This window comes from Herbaspirillum sp. NPDC101397, assembly GCF_044767325.1.
Classification (GTDB): Bacteria; Pseudomonadota; Gammaproteobacteria; order Burkholderiales; family Burkholderiaceae_D; genus Herbaspirillum.
In genome coordinates this window covers 330,509-350,919 of sequence record NZ_JBIWNS010000005.1, presented here as the reverse complement: position 1 = coordinate 350,919, position 20,411 = coordinate 330,509, and the positions used below count along the sequence as shown (strand labels likewise).

Here is a 20,411-nt window from a genome sequence, read left to right as displayed (position 1 = left end):
ATACTGGTCTGACAATAACGCTATGGGGAACGGGATGACGTCTACCGAACGAGACAAAGTCTTGGCTGAAATTACGGGCCTTAAAGCGGTGCTCTACTCCCTGTGCGCAGTCCTTCAGCCTGAACAGGCAGCACTATTTCATTCGCTCCTTCAGCGCCAATTGGACGAAATCGAAGCCAATGTGTCACCGTCGACAGACGCTGCAGAGTTCATGCAGAAAACCATTTCTGTGATTCAGGGTTTTTTGGTGTTTGGTAAAAGCAACTAACCATCACGGGAGCGCACATGGCTGAAGAGGAATTCGAGTACAAGGGGAAGCTCGTCATCATCAAAATGATGCAGCCCCTGACCGGCGGATGGCTCTGGCATACGGAAATTGAAGGGGCGCGCTTGGAGTCGCCCCGCCGCTCGCCGATAAAGCATCGCCAAGACGCGTTGCAATATGCAACGATGGAAGCAAAAGAAGCGATCGACGCCGAAAGCTAACCAAATCCGTTACCGGCGCCGCCAACGATTGGCGGATCATCATGGACGAATTCGACAGCCCACTCCTGTAGGCAAGTGGCCGAATCCTCGGAGTCGAGGGCATCGCGCTGCCAGCCGCGCAGCATCATCCCGGTTTCCCTGAAATTGATTACCTGCGGCTGAAAGAGCGGAAAGAAGACGTCCGGCATCTGAACCGCCGGCGGCCCCCACTGGTAAAGGTGCATGACCGGGAAGCTCTGGACCACATAGGCTTGCAGACGGCCGAGTCTTCCCAGGTCGGCGGCAATGTCTCTTTGCCGCTTCTTGCGCCCATTTTCCCGAAGTTGTTTGACCTTTACGTACATGGTGATCCCGACTAGCTTGCGCCTGGCTCGTTTTTCAAACGGGCATGCATCTTTTCGATACCAGCCTGGATGCCACCGCCGACCACAATCGATGCCGGACGTATAGCCTCGATGTCATTCCGGTCCATACGCAGCAGCCCGCGGAGGCGGCTGATTTCCCACAACAACTCCCGGACCTCCGGCGAAGGGCTACTTTTGGCCAGCTCTTTCAGTCTCGACAATGGGATGGGAAAAGGATGCATATCGGCCGCCAACTACTGTACATAAATACAGTGTAACGTAAACTGCGGGAAGAAAATATATCTCTTCCCAGTGCGTCAACGGCTCGAATGTTTCTCACGTTATGAGAATGGCGTTTCCACACGGAAACGCTTTCCTGCTCATCACAAACCCAATAAAGGAACTATCGCCTATGAATCTCAGCCACTTTGGAGAAATTGCTCAAGCCGTGTTTTTCACGTTTATCGCCATCGGCGTGGTCGGCTTCCTCTGGAACAAGGATGTACTCAACGGAAAGGCCGCTTTGTTATTGATTCTCGCGGCCGTCATTTTCAACTGGTTTTCCATCCTCTTCGTGCCGTATCAGGAGCCGCATAGCCTCCGCTCGCTCTTGGACCAAGACCCTTGGTGGTATTCGTCGTGGATTCCTCGAATCTTGACCGCCGCCGCAGTCATCGGCGCAGCATGGACCACGTGGCACGACAGCCGTTACTGATTAAGGCCGGGGCGGCGCGCCGGCACCGGCTGCCCCATCCTTCACGCCAATGAAATCGAGAATACGAAAGGCGCGCGCCACTCCGGCCCCCACGGTTGACTTTGCCACTGGCCAGTTAACTTGTCGTAGTAATTCCATGCCTTCCAGCCCAGCTTAAAGCGCAGGCCGAACCGGGTCACATGCACGTTGAAGTGGCCGTCCTTCGACACTGCAATGAACGTCAGCTGCTCGGCAGTCTCCTCGTATCGAATCACGCGCCACGCCTGCGGAATAAACACGGTGCCGATGGCCCAATACGAAAAGCCATACGCGCTATTCCGATTCAGCCACTTGACTCGATTCCAGTATGTTGACGTGCCGGCAATTGATCCGTCCCGCACCCCTTGATCAAGATCCGCGTCGAACGTGTCGAACCACCTGAGCCAGGCCGGTAGCTTGTAACCGGTCTTCTCCACTCCGCGATCGCTGTACTTGGTATTCACTGCGAACAGTGGTGCCCACCAGTTCACGAGCACAACCGCGACAACGTTGCTAAACACCATGTCTGTCGCCGCAAAAGCGGGAAAGAGCAGCGGCACCGGCAAGATTTCCAAAACCAGCGCTAGGAGAAGTGGTGCTAGCACGATCGCCCACACCGACAGCGGCACTACCTGCAGCGCCTTCAATAAAACATCCATCACATTCCCTTTCTTGAATATTGAATTCGTCCTACTTTGGCCAGGCGTCGACGGTCTTACGATGCCGCGCGCCGCAGTCGCCATACATCTTCAAAACGACGTCCACAGTCCACGCCTGCCAGCGATCAAAGTCCAGCTCAGTTGGCGGCCCTGGGATTGGCGGGCAAGGCTCCGCCAGGTTGCTGTCCAGTGCCGGCCGCTGCGGCGTTGGCGGCGGCGGCGGCGGCTTGTAAATTGCGCAGCCGCCCAGCGTCAGGACGACAATCAACAGGGAGAGGATTTTGTTTTTGAACATTTTTCAGATCCATGGAAATGGCCGACATGGCCGTGGTCAAATCGTTGCGCGCGCTAACATATCCTTGCGCTGCAGCTTTCACTTTTCCTGCCGCCGTCACCAGGTCGGTCAACGCGGCAGCCGAGCCGGCCGCGCGATCGTCAGCCTGTTCACGCTTCAAATCGGCAATATCCGCGTCCTTTCGCCACCCCTGCACAACCCAGCCGCCAGCGGCACCAGCGGCCGCGATCACTGCGACAGCAATGCCGCCGATGAAAAACTGCTTCCAGTTCATGATTTCTCCATATAGGGGATGTACTTCTGCCGGCGCGCCTCGATGTCGCGCGGATAGTCCCGGTTGATCTCGAAAGCGCTCTTGCCATAGCCTTGCCACTTCACGCGGCTTTTAGTGCTGGTGTTCTCGACGTGGCCGTACCATCGATCCGGATCGCATCCAGGCGTCGCACGGCACACCGTTTTATCCTGCACGAGACCGGTCTCGCCGCCGTTATATGCCGCCAGCGTCATTGCGATACGATCCGCGGTAGTCGCCGCCGAGATGCGGCTGTAGATGGCCTTGTCCATCTCGATCAGTGCGGTCAGCTGCATCCGAGGATCAAACCGGTTTTCCCAAGTCCAGCCGCGCAAGCTGGTGTGCTGCGCCTTGAGCTCGGAGAACTTGTCGAAGCGAACGCTACCGTCAGCGCGATAGGCACGGGTGATCTGACCAAAGCCAAAACCGTATTCCCGATCGGTTTTGAGTTCAGCCCGAGGATCCCAGCACTTTGGATGCACCAGTGATTTGCAAGATTCCTTTTCGACCTGCGCGGCAAGGAAGGACGGCTCCGGCGCCGCCTGCCAAGTAGCAACCTGGACCTGAAACAGCAGCGGCAGATAGACGAGCGCCAACTTCGGAATCATGGCCGTGTCCAAAACGCCAGAGAAAGGAACAGCAACCCGACGAAAATGATGATGGCTGCGACGATTGTTGCGCAGGCACGCGAATCCTCCATGGCCTTGTCGACCAGTGCGGTGAAGTCGAGCGGCGACCAGGCAATCCGGCTGATCTGGATGCAAAAGCCGACCAGCACGGCGCCGAACAGCATCCACGATGCGATCGCGGCAGTCTTGGGGAGGTCGAGCACACCCAGGATCAGCATCGCCGGCAGAATCAACAGCAAAGCGGACTTGTCGACCAGCGCCTTAAGGCGCGTTCCAAAAGCGAGAAAATAATTTTTGATACGTTGCATAAAGCCTCCGTTGTTTAAATATGAAATCTGATGCGAAACTCCGACCACAAATATCCCAATGCGAACATCCCCCCCAAAATCCAGAGCAGCGGCTTCGCTACCTTCCCTACAAACTCAAGCACCTTGAACGCCCCCGATGCCGCTTGAAAGGCCGTCACAATCGCCGCCGTGTCGCTGTGCGTCTGTTTGGTCAACTTGGTGTTCTCGTTCATCTCAGCTTGCATTTCGTTCATGCGGCGCTCGCCACGCTGCAGCTGGTCCAATACGTATTTTTCAAACTCTGATGACGCCGGCGGCGCGATCGCTTTCTCGCTGCCGGAGACTTGGTCCCGATCACCCATTCTTTCCCCAATAAAAAAGCCACCCGAAGGGTGGCTTGCGATTCGTGTTTTTGTATCAGACCGGGACGACGTTCTCCGCGCTTGGCCAAGTGATCTGGACTGCGGCAAGGGTGGGGATCGATTGGCAGGCATTAATTTGAGCTTCCAGCTCATCCGCGCGCGCCCGGATCTCCTCGCGCTCGTCGAGTACGGTTTGCGGAACCGGCTCATTGCTAGTTGGGTCCATCAGTCTCTCGATGTACCAACTTGTCTGCGCCAGTATCGAACGCGCGGTCACTTTGATTTGTGCCACCATCGACGCCTTCACCTGCTCTAGTGGACGTTCGATCGCCGTCGATGTGCCATCGCCGTTGTCGGTCACGAAATAGAACTTGTCGTCGGCGCGGACTTGCTGGACCTGTTCTTCAATGCCAATCTCGCTGCGTTCTTCTGGCGTAGCCTGGCGCAGCCAATTTGGAGGGTAGGTTACAGCGTCATCACCTGCCCCGATAACAAATGACTGATCAAAATTGACGATGATCCCATTTGGAAGTTTGAACATTATTTTGCCCTTGCGTATTTAAAAGGATTTTCGGCGAAAGCCATGTAAATAAACGTTCCTCCTGACGCGTTAGTTTCGGCGTCGGTGTTGCGCATTTTAAAGCCGTTGGAAAGCATATCGATTTGGTAGAAACCAGTGCTTTCGGCGTTTGCCAAATTCGGGAACAACGCACTTACCGCAAGATTCATCGGATCTCGGGCCGCATCATGCACAACGTGTGAACCAGTACTATCGACTCTTTTAACCCAAACAATTTTGGGGCGAAAGCCGCAATGTACGAAAGCGCCATTGGCGTTGCCGTTGCCGACGTAAATTCCAAATTTAGAAAAGCCTGGGATCTCCGCCCAAAGATATGCGATGTAACCGAACCCGCCGCCATTAACTGCAGCATTGCTTCCTACATTGAACATCGAAGACGTGTCAGCGCCCGCAAAAAGCGCCGCGTTTGATACAGGCGCATCCGTTCCATCAAGAAGCAGATAGGAGGTTGCCGCGATACCTTTGTGATTGAGGAACCAATCACGCGTTCCGGTGCGTTGCTTAATTACCTTTAGGGCCGGAACAGCAGCCAAACTATGCGCAATACTTCTAGCCGTGTCGTTCCCTGTGTAAGCGACAACATCGAAGCCAGGAATCACCCCCTTTTTCCATTGCCACGCCACGTAAGACGCAGCGTTAGCATTTATCGCCGAGTTCGTCCCAATGCTGAAACCATCGCTATTAAATGCCGAATACATAGTCGCGTCGACACCCTCTGTTGCGCCGGTGTTAGTGGCCGAATATGTTGTCGCACCCCGCACGGAATCGGCGAGGATATTACTAGACGCTATCGAACGCGATTTGGACCAAACCAAGTCAGGCGCGAAGGCTCCTGCGTTGACGACACTTTTTGCAGCGCCTGTGCCTGCATAGACCGTGGCATCGAATAGTTTGTTCGGAGCCAGGATGGACGGCGTCGGCAGGTTCTGCGTGTTCAGTGCTTTGAAGCCTGTAGGCGGCGAATAGGCAAATGGACGCTGTCCGAAGTTCGCATATGCAACTGTATTGTTCGTCGTTGTGTACACCATTACCTGCCAATCGCCTGCTAGCAGTGTCGTGCTTGGGTTCGCTCCAGCGGAAGGGTTACCCGTACCAGCTGTAGCAAGATAAAACACGTTGTTTTTACCCAAATACAACTTCCCGGTATCGGCGTCGTAAGCAATTTGAATAACGTCGATAATCGCAGCAGTTGCCGCAAAATTTCCCAAGTTCGTACCGTTGACAATCATGTATTGATTGTCTGAGTAATACAGCGACGCGCCGGGGTTAGGGTGCGTTATTCCATCCAAATTCTGAGTACCAACGCCCACTGCAAAATCGGCGGCCGCGTTAGAACCGGAACAAGAAAACTCGGCATACCATTTACCGGTCTTCGGCAGCAATTGCGTACTGCCTGTCCGGTATGCACCTGTCGCAGCAAGGTTGCCTTGTGTGCGTGTTCCTGTGCCTTGCAACGGATTCAATGTCGGGTAGTTTCCGCGACCGTTTGCACCGTCGTCGTAGTTAGTCGGCGTATCTGCAAGACTGTCGTTGTTGATTCCAGCAGTCACCGAAATGCTGACAGGCGTCCAATCGTTGTTGTTACCGCTTTTGTCTTTGCCGATAGTTGCGGAAGTCGCGCCACTATTGTCTTCGAATGATTCATAGAACCCATTGTTGCCATAAGTTCCGGCGTAACGTTTGGGATTCCACACGCCTGTAGCAGGATCAGTTTCACCGAAAGACGACGGCGACAAGCCTTGCCCGTCAACAAACACGACTTCTGAAATCAGGCCATCGTAGTAATTTGCGGAACTATTTTGTCCGATCAAATGCAAAAGAGCCGAATTCAGAATAGGGAATGCCGTGGTTCCCGAACCAACAATATTGTTGTTGGCGAAAAGCGTAACCGCAGTGCCGATGGCGCGCAACACGATATGCATCTGCGCACTAGGATCGCGAAACAGAGCCGCTGTCGTGATGTTCAACGACCCGCCGACGTATACGCCGAGCGCATCGGTAGACAAAAACAAAAGGCCGTCGAAATTGGTAGTCGTTGCACCGAATAGTGTCTGCACTCGACCCAGTTCGCCGCGCTTGACCCACATCGAAAGAGTAAAAGTGTTTTGCGTCGTCGGTGCGCCGAAAGTTCGGCTTAGATAAGCCGTGGCCGCAGAACGAAGACGCAACGAACGCGAAACACGATATTGCGAACTGCTGCCGAGAAGCGCCGCATTTGGCGAGCCAGGTACATTCATTTGACGTCAGCCTGAGAGATGATCACGATCTCCGTGGCGGAGAGAACGTAGTACGCCAATAGCGTCCGACCTGTAGTGGCCGTCGGCGTCAATACAGGGACATTGCCATACTGGAATTTATAGTACGAGGCAAAGGCCAAGGTCCGAGCACCTGTCGAATCCTGCTTGATGTCGATTACACCTGACTGTCCGATCTTCACGTTGGTCGGGTTGCCCAGGATCCGGTTGCCACCGATCGCCAAGGTGAAATTGTTTGCTGCATCGAGGTCGACGGCGATCGTAGCTGCATCTACCAGAGCCACAGGTGTGCCGGCCTGCCCTTTTGAGTAACTGTTCACCGCATTGCTGAAGACCGCCGCAGCATTGAATGCGGCTACCTTAACTCCGATCTCCAAGCCAAGGCTGACGCGTGCGCCTGCGGCATCCTGAGCGCCCGTGCCGCCGAGCGAAACTGGCAACGAATAGGTCACTGGGGCATCGCCCATCGCAACTACATTACCGCCCACCTTGTAGCTAATTACTGGAATCAAATCTGTCATTTTTTACACCGTAAGTGGAATATTGGATGAATCGCCATTTGCGAGCCGAAAGGGAAGTTTCCGGTCGCTGGTCAGCGCAATGGCGCTACCCGCCCCGTTCGAAAGAAAGAAGGGGAATGTTCCGGCAGCTCCGCCTGCCTGCTTGTACGACGCCGAGGCGACGTCCCATCGAAATAAAAGGTTCGTGTCATTGGCCAGGTAGAGTCGGTCGACCACGCCGACCAATGGGAATGCTGCAATCGATGCGTACGCTGGTGTGTCTGTTGGAACGAGCACGTTTCCGTCGCCGTCCGGAGCGTGGCCATTGACGGACACCACGGCGCCGAGGCCGTCCAGCCCCTTGCTTAGAAACAATTGCCAATTGACAGGATCGGTTGACGGCCGGTCAGGCGTCATGCCGGTGATAAGCCGGACGTACTGTGATCCGGCATCCAGAGCGGTGTCGTTCTTCTCGTATGCGGTTAAAGCGCTCCACGGTCCGCGGGGGACGACGCCTGCGGGGCCGATCTCTCCGCGCGCAACGAAAATTTCCCAGTTGTCAGGGTCATCAGGCGGCATTCCAGCCGATACCCCGACCGTCAGCCGGCGAAACACGGATCCGTCCTTCGTCGCCAGGTCGTTGCGCTCATAGGAACTGGCCGGGTTCCACGGACCCGTTGGGTTCACGCCTGCGATGTTCTTATGGTGCCAGCCGCCCGTAACGCCGGTGTACACGTAGATGCTGGTACCAACGAGATAGGCATCGCCAACTCCGGGTGCCAGCGGCAGATCGGCGACATCGTTGAGCACGTCCTTAAGCTCGATGCCGGTCCCTACAAGATCGCCGTTCTCGTAAGCATCGCGGAAGGCGCCGAAGGTGTTGAGCAAGGTCGTTGCAGCTTGAAGCAACTCGGGGATTTCGCCTTGTGTCTGCCAAACCCCGAACGCCTGATCCACTGCATCAGCGCCGCGGTAGACCGACGCTAGTGTGATCTGCGTCGCGCTTTGAATTGACTCGACTTCATAGATCGCGAAGTCTGGTCCCAGCAATCCAAAGCCGGCCTTCACGTTTCCGATGAATTGCGTGCCTGTCCCGGTAACTATCTTGCTGCCGCTCTGGACGCTGATCTTCCCTACCTTGTACCAGGTCATATTTCTTTCCAAAAAAAAGCCGCTCGTCGGCGGCTTGGTTCATTGCATCAATAGTTCGTCACGTCCAATAGCAGTCCGCCAAACTGGCGCACACCAAACGGAAAGCTTTGATCATCGACGGCCGCTGAGTTAGCGAATGCCTGGTTCACGGCACCACCGTCGAAATAACCCTGATAGGAGACGATGGTGTGGATAAAATCGAAGTACGCGGCACCAACAACTCCGCGCCAACACCCCAGACCAAGTCCGCGGCAGTTCGGATTCCCCGGCACCGTGTTTTGTCCGGATGGCCACTTCGTCGTCCCCCAGTTAATCGGAGTCAGCATCGCTCCGATCGCAATACGCTTGCCTGGGAACCCGTACCCATAGGTGAACGGGCTGGTGAGGCCGTTGACGGCGCCATTCGAATGAACAGGCACCAAATCCAGCACATTGCCAACAACCTTCAGATATTTCATCTGCGCGTCGAAAACAAGCTGCTGCGCATCGTTAAACACCTGCATGCCCGACTTACTATCCGCCGGCGTGGCCCGGTCGAAGACAAACCAATCCACCCCAGCTGGACCGTTCGGCGTCCAGATAGTGACGGTCCAGCTATTCCCGGAGTTTGACGTCGCTACCACCGCCGCAGACGTGCCACCGCTGACCGCAAACACCGGGCTCACAGCATTGAAAGACACATACGCGACCGGGATGTTGTAGTAGTACGTCCCGTTCGGGTTCGTGTTGGCGGCCACAGTCTGAAATGCAGAATATACGGTGCCCTTCGCCGTCATCTGCAAGTTGCTATAGGTGCCATCGATCTGAACAACGTTCGTGTCGCTGGTGTAGACCTGTACGCCAGCCGGCATCAATACACTCCGTAGGTAAGCCAGCCGCCAACCGGCTGGACATAAATGGAATTGCCAAGCCAGGTGGTGTACTGCGTCTTCGAGACCCACGAAATAACGGTCCCTGAAACGTAGATCACTGGCACAGCGGGCACAAACTGCCCGACGACACCGCTGATGGTCGAGCTGTCACGCTGAAATGAAGCGAAAGGCTGCCCGGAATCGTAGTTTGGCAATGCGATCGATCCACTCTCGCCGGCATTGATCCGGACCAACCCCAGCACACGGCCGACGCGGTCCGTCAGATCAAAAAGGATGTTTTCTGAATCGTCAAAAACCTGAAGTCCTGCGAACATGCGTCAGTCCCAAATGCCCAGGCGGACCTTCAGCTTGCCGGCAGCATTAAACACCTGAATGTTCCGGTTGTTGATCAGCAGCTTCTCGCCCGAAGACGTAGTGCCGTTCAGCTGAATCTCGCCTGTTTTGAAGTTCAGGCGCAGCACCGGCACGCCGTCCGGATTTTTCGCCACGGACTCCAGCCAATCAACGAACTTGCCGGCGGTGATCGTAGCCATGCCGATGACCGCCTCATTGATGATGGCCACGCCGTTCTGGATGACAAATGGCGAGACGATCTGTCCATTAGCCAAGTTGAGAATGGCAAAGCGATCGGCCAGGGCGTACACACTGGTTTGAATGCCCTCTTCGGTCTGTTCAACGCCAGCACCCAGCCCGGCCATGTAGCGCTTCCCGTCGACCGTGACGCCGGTCTTGACTGACCAGTTCGCGGACACGTTGCCGTCGAGATCGACCAGTGCCTGGCTCACCTCTTCAACGAAGGCGGAGGTGTCGCCCAGGGAAGCCGTCAGCTGCGTGGTCTTCTCAGCAAGTGCTGACGTCTCAGTGGCGCGTACGTGGGACTCTTCGACGATCTGGGCCTGTGCCTGCTCGAACTTCGCCCGCAAAAGCTGGCGAACTCGCGCGTCGGACGAATCTGCGGTGTTCAGCGCGATCAGCTGCGACGCGGCCAATGCATCCTGATCACCTTCTGCAGCGCTTTGACGCGCGATCATCTGATTGACGGTGGCTGCGTCTGGCAACGCGTCGAGGAGGTCGCCCACGTTCTCTATCAGGTCAATCTGGCCGGCCAACTGTTGAGTCAGCTGCTCCTTGCTGATTTGGCCGGACAACGCCCCTAGCAATTCGGTAGCGTCGACGCTCACATGCCCATCCACACCGGCACCGGCCGGATAGAAAGGACCTTCGTTTTCGGATCTATCGACTAGGCGCGCCCAGAAGAAGAAAGACTTGCCCGGCGCCAGGCCCATGAGCAAGTGCGTATTCTGTGGATAGGCGAAATCGCCGAGTTTTATCGCCGAATCACGATCGGGTGTCAGGCTGTACCAGATCTCGGTACGCTGCGTATCCGATGCCCCTTGCGCCGGAAACCCCCAGTTCAGGCCAATGCCGAAAGTGAGAGCAGTGGTCATCAGCGTAGTAACCGATGGCGGCGGTGTCGTCTTGCCGTTCAGTTGCGTTTCGGCGGCATACGTGGCGGCAGACCGTACCTCTAGAGGATTGATCGCCCGTACGCGTGCGTTGTACTTGCCGGCATAGATACCCGGGACGTCGACCGTTAACTGGCCAGTCCGCGGGAGAGAAATCCAATTGCCGTCGTCTTTCTTCCATTCGGCCGCGTACGCAATGGCCGACGCGGCTGCAGGCCAAGAGATCGACATGACGCTTGTTGCGATGCCCTGATCGATAACCTCATAGCTGTCGATCGCGACGCTGGCCGGCGGCGGCTGCACGCTCGGCGGAATAACTGTGGTTGGAGGTGCCTCAATGCGCGTACCGTTGTCGATGTAGGCAAACTTGCCTGGCTCATGTTGAATAGCGGTGATTTCATAGGTCAGATCGCCTTTGTCCTTGACGCTCAAAACCCTGAATGTCTGCGCAACCAGATCAACATTGTCGACTGACCAAATGGATTCTGCCGCTGGCGTAACACTCCAATCCGCGGTAACCGTGACGGTGTCGCCCATCACCGACTCGACAACTCTGGTCTCCGGTACCGCGGTCGGCAAAATGCACGTCAGCTTGTCGCCCGCAGCGATGATCGGCGCCTTGTCTATCGTGACGGTCCGTCCTGCTGCAGAGCGAATGCGCCCGCCGTTGCGGCGGCCAGCACGAGCCGGGTCAACCACTCGAATCACCCGGCCTGGCGAGGACCGTAAAAAATCCAGACCAACCGAGAACGTGATCAGTTCTTTTTCCAGTCGCGAGGTCAGGAGCGCCCAGTCACCATGACGATGAGCTTGCCCCTGGGATGTACATCCAACGGGCGCGAGCTCAATCTGCTGCACGCCGTAACGGCGGATACCTTCCCGGTCGATGACGGCCTCAACCTTTTGGCGTCCGCCGTCTGTGTTGTCATTCCAGCTGACCAGAGCCACCGTGTAACGCTTCGACGCCGGACTCCCGGAGCGAGTAAATTTCCCGCCAATTACATTGCCGCCGGTATATGTCCATGCTGAATCGCTCGGCATATCGGCCGAAACGATGATCTTTCCCCCTGCCCAATAGGCAACACCGTGAAAGATCGCCGCAATGTCCTGAATCAGCTTGTACGCCGGCACCCGCGTCTGGAGATACATGTTGCAGGTGAAGCGCGGCTCCAGGCCTCCCTTGCCGTCCGGCACGAAGTCGTCGCAGTACTGCGCGATACGATATAGCTCGTATTTGTCGACTTGCGCGGCGGTGATGCGGCGCCCGAGTCCAAAAATATCGTTGAGCAGGATCTCGTACAAAATCCAGGCTGGATTGTTGGTGTACGCGATCTTGAAAGTGCCATCCCACGGACCAGAATAGGTACGGGTCTCGGCATCGTAGTTCGTCGGTACCCGAACCAGCTTGCCCCGGATTAGGTAGGAGCGCGTTGGGACGTTTTGAAACTGGGACGCATCCAGCTGCAGTCCGATCAGAGCCGCCATCGGGTAGCGGAACTTTGCGTCGATGATCTCGGTAATTGATACGATGTTCGTGCGGTCTGCAACAGCCGTGCTATTGGCATTTGGCGTAAGCCGGCGCACGCGTATTGACCACCCTATTGAGGCCGGTGGCAATGGAATCCTACGGCTGCGCTCATACGTCTGGCTGGTCTTACCGTCGAATGCCTCTTGCAGCACCTGCACGTAGACGCCGTTGTCCGTCGCGACATCAATCGCGTATTCGACTCGGTAACCGTTGATCCCGCTGGTGGCGTCGGATTTACTTAGCCCTTGAACCGACAGCCGCACGCGCGCGGCGGAAAGCTGCGTATTGGTGATGGATCGAACCCATGGGTCGCTTGACTTGAGCTCGACGCCAATGCCGATTTCGCTCTCGACCGAGGGGAAGCCTGCAATCGGATCTTGGGTCTGCGTTCCAGCACGGAAATCGACGGTGACGCCGCCGAAATTGAGGGTGCCATCCGGGTTCTGCAGCGGTGTGCCGTCGAGAAAGATCGATTGCAACCCATTTTTGAGGCCCCAGATTTCGCCCGTGCTGATCAGATCGAGCGTTCTCGCCTTCGTGATGCTATGCAGGCTATCCGGCGATTCTGTGGCACTCCCGCCGCCATCCCCACCCTTGCCCCCGCCGCCGGCGCCAACAATGTCACGAGGACGCACAGCGACGATCATTGCTGATCCTCCGCGTACATGCCGCCCGAAATGATGACGGATCCAGTGAAGGTCTCGCCGAATGCCACCGGTTCAGGATTACCCTGTGCCTCGACGTTGACAGCCCCGTTCATGTTGTATGACGCGCCGTTGTTCGGGCTGTCTTTTGCTCCAAGGCCTGTCTGCTGGGGCGACAACATTTGCAACACGCCTCCGGCGACCATGGAATAGCCGATCGGCGCCAGTACTTGAAACCCCGGGATGAACGAAACCACGATCAACAACGCGCCGATGACGGTTTGCAGTAGTCCCGCCTGTTTGGATCCCTGCAGGATTGGCGCGATGCGGATGTCTCCTGCACCTGGTGGATGATCGAGGGCAACCTCGCCGACATTTACGGTGCCGTGAAAGCAGGCGTACCGAATCCCACGATCGGCACTGCTGAGCAGCTCTTGCTCGAAGCCGGGCACCATCGCGCACAGCGCGCGCATCGCCTCACGAGTAGAGTTGACGGCAAGACGATGAACGCGGCCGAACCGAGCACCCAACTTGCCGTATAGGCGAATTGTTCGGATTTTTTCCATTGTTCAGGACGTAAAAAAAGCCACCCGAAGGTGGCTTGGTGAAATGGTGCCGGCGGCGCCGGTTCTGGAATTACTCAGGAAGCGCGTTGAATCGCACGATACTTCTTGTCTTGAACAGCCAATCGCCTCCATAGACCGCCCGACTGGAAAGCTGGCCATACATGTGATGCATCATCAATTGCCGTTGCGCGTCCACATAGACGGCAGCATGATTGGGATGGTTTTTCGAACGAATCTGCATAAAAATGACGTCACCAACCTGCAAGTCCGACACACCGTCCGGCACCTCGACAAATCCGGCTTTGCGAAAGTTGTCCATATAAAGGTTAGTCGTGCCGTCATTCCACCAGCCGTCTTTGCGCTCGAAATCTGGCAAGATAATTCCTCGTTCGCGCTTGTACCAGCGGCGAATCAGCGAATAGCAATCGTGCACGCCATGCACGAAAGGCAGGTCCAACAACGGCGCTTCATATCCTGATGGTGCGAAGCTGTGAATCTCCCCTGCGACCACCGCGCCCGCGTCGTCCTTGCTGACATGCACGATGTGCCAGGGTATGCCGCCTTCTTCGCATGCATCCAGATCCGCCGGCGTCGGCAGTGCCGGGACGTTTGGGTGACTGTGCACAACGGAAAGAATCTCGCCCTGGTCTGCCGCCGCGGCGTACTCTTCCTTCGGCAAGCGGAAATGCTCTTCCGGGGTCGCGGCAGCGTTTGAACAAGGGATGTACTTGGTCATGCGGCCCGACTTGATGACCAGGCCGCAGCTTTCCCGCGGGAACTCTTGCACAGCATGCGCACGAATCGCGCGCTCAGTAGATTTATTCATGTTCTCACCAGGGCTGCGGCCGCGTACGAGCCGAAATTGATAACCTCGTATTCGCCAAATCGCTTTTTGCAATCTGAAACCAGTCCCCCGCAATCGTCGAGCGCTGGGTTGTCGGTCGGGTTTCCATCCTTGTCGAACATTGCTGTCCCCGTGTAGCCACAGTATCCGCCGCGGTAGCCGCCGTTCCGGACCCACCAGCACAGGCCGGCCACGATCTGCTTGTCGGGTACCTGCTGGCCGTTCAAATCGAGCGCGTTGCGCAGTTCAAAGGTAATAACCTCGCCGGTTTCGCTGGTTTTTTGCTCGATCTGATAAATATCTTGGGGAAACTCCTCTTCCGGATCGGCGTCCGAATTTCCATCCGCAAAATTGATGGCGTCCAAATACTGCGCCAACGTCGTATGCCGGATCACCTTGGCATTAGCCAGGTCGTCAAGATAGATGCAGAGGGCCGAAATCACCCCCACGACCGGGTTGCCGTCGGCGTCTTGTCCGATGTTCCCGACCGAGAGACTTGGAGCCGGTTGCTGCCCGTCGCTGGTGATCTCGAAGTCTTCAGCATTGATCGCCCAGGGCACGTATTCATTGCCTTGCCACCAGATGGAACCTTGCTGGGCATAGCCGTGAAATCGCATCAGGTCGCCACCGATATCGGTCGCGTCCAATTCGAACAGATGCACGCGGCCGCCCGGCTCCAATTTCTGGATATCGGCAAGGATCTTGTTCATGGCTTGAAGTCCTGATCGAAAGTCACACTCAGCGAATGGACGTCACCACCCTTGTGCCCTTGCGTGTACTTTCCCTTGAAGAGCGCCTGCCCCTCAAGCGGCGGCGTCCAGTAGAACGACCGTGCGCCGGCGTGCCGGTCGATGAAGTCTTTGATGGCCTTGATGTAAGCCGCTTGGCCGGTGAACGTCATCGTCCAGGAAGTCCGTTTGTTGTTGATTCCGTTCGGCGCGGTCTGGGTGTATCCGTCGGCAAAATTGGCTTTCAGGACGTCGAACGTCGGCGTTCCACTCACCCCCGCCGGCGTCGCCCAGGCAAACGTTTCAATCGCCATTACGCGTACCCCATCGATGCCTTGGAGAGCGCGCCGCCGTCTTTCTGAGCGCGGGATAGTTTCTTGTTGATCCGTTGGTCGACAAAGTCGGCCAAGTCACGCCCGAACTGTTGGTAGTCGTCCGGAGCGCTGACATTGCTGGAACCGTCGGTGTTCACTTGGACGCTGACCTGAATTGGCGCCGGGGCGGAAGTATTGTTTCCGCCAATGGCGCGCACGCCCAGATTGCCGTCGGCGGACCTGGTCAACGGCATGATCGCTTCAGGCCCAGCTTCACCAGCTACACCGGCGCCCTTTGCGAAGGCGAAGAATGTAGGCTTGTTCAAAATGGAATTGGAGTACTCGCTGAGGCTTGGCGAGGAATAGACGTCGCCCTTGGCGTTCATCTTCAAACCCAAGCCGCCGCCGGCCTGTTGCTGAAAATAGTTCGCGGTGCTGCCTGCAGATGATTCCGCACCCGTGGCTGCCGCGCCGCTGCCGCCACCAAAATAAGAGCCGAGTGCGCCCACAGCAAAATTGAACAGCCCAGAAATGGCAGCGCGCGCCTGCATGCGGGCGATATCTGCGATTACGGCCTTGGCCAGGTCGCTGAAAGACAGCTTCCCGGTGGTGGCAAATGTGGCAAACGCATCTTCCATTCCGCGCGCGGCCGTGCCGAACACAGTTTCAATCTGCGAGGCGACGTTCGCGGCAGCCGCGCCATAGTTCTGGACGAACCGTGTGGCGCCGTTCCAGCCGTTTTCCTGCACCTTTTTGAGACTGTCTGAATACTGGCGCTCTTGATCCAGTCGTTGCTCGAGATTGTCACGCAACGCAGCCATTTCCTGCTGATACTGCCCTTCGTCGATCCCTCCGTGTGCAACGCCTTTCTCCCGCGACTTACGCAGTGCGTCCGCCGCTCGATCAAACTCCTGCTGCACCTGGTTCAGTCGGGTCAGTTCTTCGCGTGCCGCATCACCGAGTCCAGCGCCCGCGATCAGGTTGTTGATCGCCTCCTGGCGTGTTCGATACGACGCGTTCAGCGACTCAACATACGCGGCAACATCCCGTCGGCTCTTCTCGTGCAACGACTTCAGGTCGTTTACATACTTTTCTTCATTCGCCAGGTCTTCATCGCGGATTTTCTTCTGGAGATTCTTTGCCTCTTCCAGCCCGGTTGCATTCTTCTTCTTGCTGGCGACCTCTTCCTGTTGCTTTGCTAGGGCCATTTCATTGGTCAGTGCGGCTCTACGCGCTTCGTAGTCTGCCTTCAGATAACCTTCTGTATCCAACAAGCCAATGTCATATTGCGACTTGTTGCCTTGAATCGACAGTTTCAGGGCGCGCTCTTGCTCCTGGTATGCGCCCTGAATCGCCTTGATTTGTGCGTTCAATCCATTGTCGTTGCCACGCTGCGCGGCCTTCGGCTTGTACTTTTCTTCGATATCCTTGCGCAGCTGATCGTACAAGCCACCACCGGTTGGTGCACCTGTCTCGCTAAAATACACATCGTCCAGGCGCTCGTTTCGCAGACCTGTTCGATTTGCATCGCGCATCATGCTGGTGAAACGCTCCGACAGCTTGAGAAGCTCAGTTCGCTTTCGGATGTTCTTATCGATCGACTCGCTCTGCTGATCAATAGCCCGTCCTGCAGCAATTGATGCCTCCGACGATTCAGCATCGTCACGTTGTCGCTTTGCGGATATATCTGCCGCTTGTGCCTGGGCCTGCAGCGCAGATATCTCAGCGCGTTTCATTGCAATTTCTTTTGCCGCGCGACTGTCTGACGGAACATTCCCAGCGGTCTGGATCATGCTGGTGAGCTGATTCTGCGCCACAGCAATTTGCTCAGAGAACGACTTGGTACGGCCGATTCCCATCACCGTGTCCCAGAACGAGGCTGCTTCCTGTTTAGCGCCCTTCCACGCCCGCTCAATGATGCCGATGCTGGCCCGGATCTCGCCAGCTCGCTTCTCAAGGGCATCAGCGTATGTGCGCTCGGCGAGCTCAGCTGCAGCGTGCGTGTCACCTTGACGCTCCAGTGCCGCAATCTGGTCATACACCGCCTGCGTGAGGTAGTGGTATTGCTCGTTCAGTTTCACACTTGCGTCAACAGGACTTTTCCCAAGATCTTCGAAGTCCTTGATGGTGTCTCGAACAGCCTCGCCTGTAACATCATTCATGGCAACCGCAGCTGAGGAGATATACGAAATCTGCTCGCTGCTGAATCGACCAGCAGATGCCAAATCAGCAACAGATTCTTTTGCGGCACTGAGGCTGCCACCCATTGAGGTGGCTTGGACTGCAATAGCGTGCAACCCCTCCGCTGTCGTGCCGGCGTAGTTCCCGGCCAGAATCAGCGAAGCGTTGAAGCGCTCCTGCTCGTCGTGGCCTTGCAAGTAGGCTACCGCCAGCGAACCCAACGCTGCGGTAAAAGCAGCAATCGACAGTGCCGCTGGAGAGAGCAAAGTAGTCATCAGCCCCGACCGCTCAGCGAAGATCGAGAAGGAACGGCCGGCCGCGCCCAAGTCGCCCCGCGCCAGTTCCCGGCCGATGACAGCCAATTCACGCCGCGCACCGCCGGTCTCAAGGCTGAAACCATGCATTGCCTTCTCGCCGGCTTCGATTTGCTGAATGAACGGCGCCGCATCGCCGCTGACACCGAGCTGCGCTGCACGATACTCCAACAACTGCGTCGCCGACATGCCTGCCGTGGCAGCTTGCTCTTTCAGTTTCGCGATGAATTGATCAGCGGCAGCAGTGGCTTGCGCGCTGGATTTGACCAGGCTGAGTTCTGTGGTGTCCAGCTGCTTCAGGGCCGTGGCGTACTGCCCCGCTGACAGGCGGCCTTGCCCCCAGAGTGAGACGAGCTTATCGGTCTGCGCCTGCAATTCCTTTTGGCCTGATGCCCCGCGACCAATCGATGCCAGTGCCGCGTTCACCTCATTTACGAGATCGGCGGTTTCCTGCAGGCTTTTGTTCTGAGCCGCAAAGTTGATGGACGAGCCGGTCGACGTGCCCCGGTTGAGTTCGCGCTCCGCGGTCGCGGCCGCCAGCGACGCCGCCTGCTGCGCTTTCAAGGCTGCCGTCTTTTCCAACGAGGCCGCGACCATGGTGCGAATCCGGTCAGTTGCGCCGGCTTCGCTTTCGGCGACCGTGGCCATGGCTGCTGCGGCTGCGTCGGATGCGCCAGCGGATCCTCGTTGCGCTGCCTCGAGTTCGCGCCACTTGGCGAGCAGGGGCGCCGCGGAGTCGGAGACGCCCAACTGGGCTGCCTTCAACTCGATTGAGGCGACCTTGCCACCCTGAATGGCCGCCACCTGGCGCTGCAACCCGTCGATGAACCGCTGTTGCGCCGCGGTCATCTGCTGCGTGCTCTCCGTGGCAACGTCTGACACGGTAGTGAGTGCTGCAGCCGCCTTGGACGAGGACTGGGTGGCATCGGAAGCGAACTGCGCGACCGCCTGCGCCTGATCGACCATGTCGGCACGGAACTGTTCCTTGTCCGTTTCGACCGCGATCGTGACGCTACCGATCAGATTGCCTTCGCTCATCGTGTTTCACCCATAAAAAATGCCGCACAAGGCGGCATATCAGTCATCACTCATCATCCGCATTGCCTCGGATTCCATGAATCGGACATCCGAAAAAATGCGCGTCCACTTTTTCTTGGGCACGTTCAAAAATTGCAGCACCGTCGGCAGTACTTGGTAGTCCAACCCTGTCGCGCCGCCAAATCCCATACGCCACTGGGTACACATCGCTTCAAAAACCTTCACCGACTCGAAGTTATCGGGGAAGACGTCGACCGACCTCTTCTGGGCCTGATAGTCCTTTTGAGTAAGGCCGATCGCCGCGAGCTTTTCTGCGCTGGGCATCCGTTCGTACAGGAATTGCACGACGGCTGTCAGTTTCCCAGCAGTGCCTTGTGGTGTTCGTCAAAAAACGCCTTGAACAGCAGCGTGTCCAGGCCGGCGTAGTTCGTCAGCAGGTTCTCCAGCACCTCCCGGCTGAAGTCCGCATCGACGCCTTGCCAGCCTTCAATGATTCCCATCAGCGCATCGATCTTGGGTTGATCGTTCATCGCCTTCAAGAAAGCATCGCGTGCGGTCGTGTTCATGTATTTGAACGTGACCGTCAGCTTCTCGGCCTTCTTCTCGCCGGGTACCGGCACGTTGACTACCGCGTCGAACTTGGGATTTGGGGTAATTTTGAGCATGGACTTGCCTTAGTCGAAATAGCGGGTGAATTCAGCGGACAGCGCCTGGCTGGCCTTCGTCGCCATGACGCTGCCTTTAGCCAGAGACGGGCTGGAGTTGAAGGAAACGATACCGTTGTAATACAGGTTCGATCCGTTCGGAAGCTCCAGGCGAATGATGCGTGGCAAGCGGGCCTTGTCGGCCTTGGCCAGAACTTTGTTGTGCGGCTTGGTCGGATCGTCAGCGATCGAGATCGCGAGGGTGGTCGGGCTTTTGCTGGTCGGCAGTTGACGTTGCTTCTTGTCGTCCAGGAATTCAATGTTGGCGTAGTTTTGGTCGCCACCAGACACTTCGAACGAAACCACTTGAGGAATGGGAGTCCACTCCGAGACACGTTGCATGGTGCCGGCGCCGGCACCGGCTGGGAAGTCTTTGAGGTCAGTGGTATCAATCTCTTCGAGGGTAATAGCGCCGGCATTAACCGCTTTCAGTCGGGCGACGCGTTGATCAAGGTCGAGCCAACCCGACGTAACGACGACGATGTCGGCTGCGGCGAAATCGTTGACGGCCGGCACGGTGGCGATCGCTTCTTCGGCATTGCTGACTGCTGACATTGCGACGATGGCATCGTAAAGGGACGCGATGGAAACCTTGGAACCATCGGGAAGTGCATAAGACATAGTGGCCTCTCAAAAGA

24 protein-coding genes are annotated in these 20,411 nt (G+C 56.8%); 3 read left to right on the top strand and 21 right to left on the bottom strand.

Annotated features, from left to right (window positions below; all coding sequences use genetic code 11):
* Positions 1 to 34 precede the first annotated feature (34 nt).
* Entirely contained in the window at positions 35 to 268 is a 234-nt protein-coding gene (locus ACIROW_RS14430) for a hypothetical protein (protein ID WP_402276712.1), read from the top strand.
* A 17-nt stretch (positions 269 to 285) separates the two neighbouring features.
* Positions 286 to 486 (top strand): hypothetical protein, encoded by a 201-nt coding sequence (locus ACIROW_RS14425; protein WP_402276710.1) that lies wholly within the window; start codon positions 286 to 288, stop codon positions 484 to 486.
* On the opposite strand, the gene ACIROW_RS14420 is transcribed toward ACIROW_RS14425, so the two are convergent.
* Positions 483 to 830 carry a hypothetical protein gene (locus tag ACIROW_RS14420; RefSeq protein WP_402276707.1) on the bottom strand — a complete coding sequence of 116 codons (348 nt, stop codon included), beginning with the start codon at positions 828 to 830 and terminating at the stop codon, positions 483 to 485. The two genes, ACIROW_RS14425 and ACIROW_RS14420, sit on opposite strands and share 4 nt — an antisense overlap.
* Before the next feature lie 412 nt (positions 831 to 1,242).
* Here ACIROW_RS14420 and ACIROW_RS14415 point away from each other — a divergent pair, with 412 nt between their 5' ends.
* On the top strand, positions 1,243 to 1,545 hold the full coding sequence (locus tag ACIROW_RS14415; protein ID WP_402276704.1) for a hypothetical protein: 303 nt from the start codon (positions 1,243 to 1,245) through the stop codon (positions 1,543 to 1,545).
* Between the two features lie 41 nt (positions 1,546 to 1,586).
* Here ACIROW_RS14415 and ACIROW_RS14410 read toward each other — a convergent pair whose 3' ends face one another.
* The 20 genes from ACIROW_RS14410 to ACIROW_RS14315 all read right to left on the bottom strand — a co-directional run bounded on the left by ACIROW_RS14410 (position 1,587) and on the right by ACIROW_RS14315 (position 20,394).
* Complete coding sequence (locus ACIROW_RS14410; RefSeq protein WP_402276702.1) at positions 1,587 to 2,222, bottom strand: hypothetical protein; 636 nt, start codon at positions 2,220 to 2,222, stop codon at positions 1,587 to 1,589.
* Positions 2,223 to 2,359: 137 nt separating this feature from the next.
* The gene (locus tag ACIROW_RS14405) at positions 2,360 to 2,791 is read right to left on the bottom strand and encodes a hypothetical protein (protein WP_402276699.1); all 432 of its coding nucleotides are present in this window, start codon (positions 2,789 to 2,791) and stop codon (positions 2,360 to 2,362) included.
* Positions 2,788 to 3,417, bottom strand: coding sequence for a hypothetical protein (locus ACIROW_RS14400; RefSeq protein WP_402276697.1), 630 nt, complete (start codon positions 3,415 to 3,417; stop codon positions 2,788 to 2,790). The genes ACIROW_RS14405 and ACIROW_RS14400 overlap by 4 nt, the downstream gene beginning before the upstream one ends.
* A complete protein-coding gene (locus ACIROW_RS14395) occupies positions 3,414 to 3,746 on the bottom strand; it encodes a hypothetical protein (RefSeq protein ID WP_402276695.1) in 333 nt (110 codons plus the stop codon). Before ACIROW_RS14395 ends, ACIROW_RS14400 begins: the two co-directional genes overlap by 4 nt.
* A 14-nt stretch (positions 3,747 to 3,760) precedes the next feature.
* Positions 3,761 to 4,087: a hypothetical protein gene (locus ACIROW_RS14390; RefSeq protein WP_402276693.1), complete on the bottom strand. Its 327-nt coding sequence runs from the start codon at positions 4,085 to 4,087 to the stop codon at positions 3,761 to 3,763.
* 55 nt (positions 4,088 to 4,142) lie between these two features.
* On the bottom strand, positions 4,143 to 4,628 hold the full coding sequence (locus tag ACIROW_RS14385; RefSeq protein WP_402276690.1) for a hypothetical protein: 486 nt from the start codon (positions 4,626 to 4,628) through the stop codon (positions 4,143 to 4,145).
* The gene (locus ACIROW_RS14380; protein WP_402276688.1) at positions 4,628 to 6,904 is read right to left on the bottom strand and encodes a LamG-like jellyroll fold domain-containing protein; all 2,277 of its coding nucleotides are present in this window, start codon (positions 6,902 to 6,904) and stop codon (positions 4,628 to 4,630) included. The genes ACIROW_RS14385 and ACIROW_RS14380 overlap by 1 nt, the downstream gene beginning before the upstream one ends.
* Positions 6,901 to 7,443, bottom strand: coding sequence for a hypothetical protein (locus ACIROW_RS14375; protein WP_402276685.1), 543 nt, complete (start codon positions 7,441 to 7,443; stop codon positions 6,901 to 6,903). Before ACIROW_RS14375 ends, ACIROW_RS14380 begins: the two co-directional genes overlap by 4 nt.
* 3 nt (positions 7,444 to 7,446) lie before the next feature.
* Complete coding sequence (locus ACIROW_RS14370) at positions 7,447 to 8,574, bottom strand: hypothetical protein (protein ID WP_402276682.1); 1,128 nt, start codon at positions 8,572 to 8,574, stop codon at positions 7,447 to 7,449.
* Between the two features lie 47 nt (positions 8,575 to 8,621).
* Positions 8,622 to 9,425, bottom strand: a complete 804-nt coding sequence (locus ACIROW_RS14365; protein WP_402276680.1) for a hypothetical protein — start codon at positions 9,423 to 9,425, stop codon at positions 8,622 to 8,624.
* Positions 9,425 to 9,760, bottom strand: a complete 336-nt coding sequence (locus ACIROW_RS14360; protein ID WP_402276677.1) for a hypothetical protein — start codon at positions 9,758 to 9,760, stop codon at positions 9,425 to 9,427. The genes ACIROW_RS14365 and ACIROW_RS14360 overlap by 1 nt, the downstream gene beginning before the upstream one ends.
* 3 nt (positions 9,761 to 9,763) lie before the next feature.
* A complete protein-coding gene (locus ACIROW_RS14355; RefSeq protein WP_402276674.1) occupies positions 9,764 to 13,087 on the bottom strand; it encodes a host specificity protein J in 3,324 nt (1,107 codons plus the stop codon).
* Positions 13,084 to 13,650: a tail assembly protein gene (locus ACIROW_RS14350; protein ID WP_402276672.1), complete on the bottom strand. Its 567-nt coding sequence runs from the start codon at positions 13,648 to 13,650 to the stop codon at positions 13,084 to 13,086. The genes ACIROW_RS14355 and ACIROW_RS14350 overlap by 4 nt, the downstream gene beginning before the upstream one ends.
* A gap of 70 nt (positions 13,651 to 13,720) precedes the next feature.
* Positions 13,721 to 14,476 carry a C40 family peptidase gene (locus ACIROW_RS14345; protein ID WP_402276669.1) on the bottom strand — a complete coding sequence of 252 codons (756 nt, stop codon included), beginning with the start codon at positions 14,474 to 14,476 and terminating at the stop codon, positions 13,721 to 13,723.
* Complete coding sequence (locus tag ACIROW_RS14340; RefSeq protein WP_402276667.1) at positions 14,473 to 15,204, bottom strand: phage minor tail protein L; 732 nt, start codon at positions 15,202 to 15,204, stop codon at positions 14,473 to 14,475. Before ACIROW_RS14340 ends, ACIROW_RS14345 begins: the two co-directional genes overlap by 4 nt.
* Complete coding sequence (locus ACIROW_RS14335; protein WP_402276665.1) at positions 15,201 to 15,536, bottom strand: phage tail protein; 336 nt, start codon at positions 15,534 to 15,536, stop codon at positions 15,201 to 15,203. The genes ACIROW_RS14340 and ACIROW_RS14335 overlap by 4 nt, the downstream gene beginning before the upstream one ends.
* A complete protein-coding gene (locus ACIROW_RS14330; protein WP_402276663.1) occupies positions 15,536 to 19,069 on the bottom strand; it encodes a phage tail tape measure protein in 3,534 nt (1,177 codons plus the stop codon). The genes ACIROW_RS14335 and ACIROW_RS14330 overlap by 1 nt, the downstream gene beginning before the upstream one ends.
* 39 nt (positions 19,070 to 19,108) lie before the next feature.
* Positions 19,109 to 19,414, bottom strand: coding sequence for a DUF1799 domain-containing protein (locus ACIROW_RS14325; RefSeq protein WP_402276660.1), 306 nt, complete (start codon positions 19,412 to 19,414; stop codon positions 19,109 to 19,111).
* Positions 19,415 to 19,422: 8 nt separating this feature from the next.
* Positions 19,423 to 19,734 carry a phage tail assembly chaperone gene (locus tag ACIROW_RS14320; protein ID WP_402276658.1) on the bottom strand — a complete coding sequence of 104 codons (312 nt, stop codon included), beginning with the start codon at positions 19,732 to 19,734 and terminating at the stop codon, positions 19,423 to 19,425.
* A 9-nt stretch (positions 19,735 to 19,743) separates the two neighbouring features.
* Positions 19,744 to 20,394 (bottom strand): phage tail protein, encoded by a 651-nt coding sequence (locus tag ACIROW_RS14315; protein ID WP_402276656.1) that lies wholly within the window; start codon positions 20,392 to 20,394, stop codon positions 19,744 to 19,746.
* Positions 20,395 to 20,411: the final 17 nt, after the last annotated feature.

Excerpts from the sequence above, each read along its gene's own strand:
- ACIROW_RS14390 (WP_402276693.1), bottom strand. The coding sequence starts at position 4,087 with ATGGGTGATCGGGACCAAGTCTCCGGCAGCGAGAAAGCGATCGCGCCG.
- ACIROW_RS14415 (WP_402276704.1), top strand. The coding sequence starts at position 1,243 with ATGAATCTCAGCCACTTTGGAGAAATTGCTCAAGCCGTGTTTTTCACG.
- ACIROW_RS14370 (WP_402276682.1), bottom strand. The coding sequence starts at position 8,574 with ATGACCTGGTACAAGGTAGGGAAGATCAGCGTCCAGAGCGGCAGCAAG.
- ACIROW_RS14425 (WP_402276710.1), top strand. The coding sequence starts at position 286 with ATGGCTGAAGAGGAATTCGAGTACAAGGGGAAGCTCGTCATCATCAAA.
- ACIROW_RS14330 (WP_402276663.1), bottom strand. The coding sequence starts at position 19,069 with ATGAGCGAAGGCAATCTGATCGGTAGCGTCACGATCGCGGTCGAAACG.
- ACIROW_RS14420 (WP_402276707.1), bottom strand. The coding sequence starts at position 830 with ATGTACGTAAAGGTCAAACAACTTCGGGAAAATGGGCGCAAGAAGCGG.
- ACIROW_RS14395 (WP_402276695.1), bottom strand. The coding sequence starts at position 3,746 with ATGCAACGTATCAAAAATTATTTTCTCGCTTTTGGAACGCGCCTTAAG.
- ACIROW_RS14430 (WP_402276712.1), top strand. The coding sequence starts at position 35 with ATGACGTCTACCGAACGAGACAAAGTCTTGGCTGAAATTACGGGCCTT.
- ACIROW_RS14410 (WP_402276702.1), bottom strand. The coding sequence starts at position 2,222 with ATGGATGTTTTATTGAAGGCGCTGCAGGTAGTGCCGCTGTCGGTGTGG.
- ACIROW_RS14350 (WP_402276672.1), bottom strand. The coding sequence starts at position 13,650 with ATGGAAAAAATCCGAACAATTCGCCTATACGGCAAGTTGGGTGCTCGG.
- ACIROW_RS14385 (WP_402276690.1), bottom strand. The coding sequence starts at position 4,628 with ATGTTCAAACTTCCAAATGGGATCATCGTCAATTTTGATCAGTCATTT.
- ACIROW_RS14320 (WP_402276658.1), bottom strand. The coding sequence starts at position 19,734 with ATGCTCAAAATTACCCCAAATCCCAAGTTCGACGCGGTAGTCAACGTG.
- ACIROW_RS14375 (WP_402276685.1), bottom strand. The coding sequence starts at position 7,443 with ATGACAGATTTGATTCCAGTAATTAGCTACAAGGTGGGCGGTAATGTA.
- ACIROW_RS14355 (WP_402276674.1), bottom strand. The coding sequence starts at position 13,087 with ATGATCGTCGCTGTGCGTCCTCGTGACATTGTTGGCGCCGGCGGCGGG.
- ACIROW_RS14340 (WP_402276667.1), bottom strand. The coding sequence starts at position 15,204 with ATGAACAAGATCCTTGCCGATATCCAGAAATTGGAGCCGGGCGGCCGC.
- ACIROW_RS14400 (WP_402276697.1), bottom strand. The coding sequence starts at position 3,417 with ATGATTCCGAAGTTGGCGCTCGTCTATCTGCCGCTGCTGTTTCAGGTC.
- ACIROW_RS14335 (WP_402276665.1), bottom strand. The coding sequence starts at position 15,536 with ATGGCGATTGAAACGTTTGCCTGGGCGACGCCGGCGGGGGTGAGTGGA.
- ACIROW_RS14405 (WP_402276699.1), bottom strand. The coding sequence starts at position 2,791 with ATGAACTGGAAGCAGTTTTTCATCGGCGGCATTGCTGTCGCAGTGATC.
- ACIROW_RS14380 (WP_402276688.1), bottom strand. The coding sequence starts at position 6,904 with ATGAATGTACCTGGCTCGCCAAATGCGGCGCTTCTCGGCAGCAGTTCG.
- ACIROW_RS14345 (WP_402276669.1), bottom strand. The coding sequence starts at position 14,476 with ATGAATAAATCTACTGAGCGCGCGATTCGTGCGCATGCTGTGCAAGAG.
- ACIROW_RS14365 (WP_402276680.1), bottom strand. The coding sequence starts at position 9,425 with ATGCCGGCTGGCGTACAGGTCTACACCAGCGACACGAACGTTGTTCAG.
- ACIROW_RS14360 (WP_402276677.1), bottom strand. The coding sequence starts at position 9,760 with ATGTTCGCAGGACTTCAGGTTTTTGACGATTCAGAAAACATCCTTTTT.
- ACIROW_RS14315 (WP_402276656.1), bottom strand. The coding sequence starts at position 20,394 with ATGTCTTATGCACTTCCCGATGGTTCCAAGGTTTCCATCGCGTCCCTT.